This is a genomic window from Lysinibacillus sp. NPDC097287 (assembly GCF_044761695.1).
GTDB lineage: Bacteria > Bacillota > Bacilli > Bacillales_A > Planococcaceae > Lysinibacillus.
Window position 1 is genome coordinate 1 of sequence record NZ_JBIWCX010000058.1, and the last position, 1,371, is coordinate 1,371.

At 44.8% G+C, this 1,371-nt stretch carries 1 protein-coding gene; it reads left to right on the top strand.

The genetic code is table 11. From position 1 onward, the window contains the following. Window positions 1-1,283, top strand: a 1,283-nt coding sequence (locus tag ACIQ2D_RS21995) for a hypothetical protein (protein ID WP_402867418.1), incomplete at its 5' end; no start/stop codon positions are given. Between the last annotated feature and the right edge of the window lie 88 nt (window positions 1,284-1,371).

Sequence of the window (1,371 nt, forward strand, 5' to 3'; positions counted from 1 at the left end):
GGAAGTACAGCAGGATTTCGAAGAATCACCAAGATTTGGCCATTGTTCACCATGTAAAGAAAGGGGAACGGCTTATTGGGTTGACCATAGAAGTTAACGGGGTATCGAAAAGTGCGTTGCCGTATTACGCATCAAAGTCTCTCGCTCTGTTGATTCTCACTTCGATTTACTATCAGATCAAGGGATCTTCTGTTTCCTTTGGGCATGACAACACTTGGGACTCGGTGCTGACCGCTGTCAATTCCGACCACCCCGTAGCTCTAGGAAATCTGGACGAAGAAGGATCTCTACATTCCTATCTCGCGATACTGAAAGAAGATCTTTTGAGTACAACAGATGTGTCCGAGAATGAGCTTACGCAATTTATTGATTTAGTTTATGACTTCACTCAATCTTTCCTTATCTGGACAGTCTTACCCGCACGGACGGATTCATTTGATCGTGTCTCGCTTAGTTTTAAACAGTTGTTTCCTGAGCAGGGCAGTCAATTTGGAGAGCGGAATCGAATTCGCCTTGGACTTAGACCAAGAAAAATGTACCTGAAGTTGCCTCTCGCTCTCGAGACTCCGAGTTACCATCAGGACCTAGTCGTCCCTGAGGGAATGTACTTGTACGATTCTAAAACATTGCTTATTAGGGAACGAACGGACCGCAAGGCCATGATTTGTAAAATGGAGGACGTCGAAACAATTGATCAACACCTAAATCCCGCGTTAGATTGTGCCGGTCACGGGTCTCAGTTTGCGCACATATATGGACGCGGTATACGAAGCCTGAGGGACAATACTGCTCCAGATGGAATGACTCTGGTGCCAGCAGTTCGAATTGAATTTCGCGAGCGACCGCCTGGAAATCTATTGCTGGTGTTTCTTCTATCGATATTTGTTCTTTCGCTAGTGTGGATTTCGGCGGTGTACTCTGATTGGATATTCGATCCAGAGGGTCGTAGTTTGCCGGCCTGGGCGACTGTAGTTTTTACTGCTCCAACTATTGTTTCCGCCTGGGTTCTTTCGAAATTTCCTGGAGAAGTAATAGGGCGCGCTTCATTCGTGACGCTGGCAATGATATTTTGGAGTTTGACGAATGTAGTTGTAGTAATCTTATCAAGTGCTCTAATCTTTAGCGGAGTTTGGGTGCTTGGCGGCGCAGCGGACGATCCCAGAATTAATGCAGATTATGTTTGGATCGCATTAATGCTATCGACAGTATCTTGCAGTTTATCGATATTTATAATGCTTCGAGCGCGAAGTGCTGCTTACTTGAGTAGAGTACGGCGATCTTGACATTGCTAGTATAGTGATATTAACTAGAAGCGAGGAATAAAAAAAGTGGAAATTAGAGAACGGCTCCAGCGTTTATCAAATATTAATT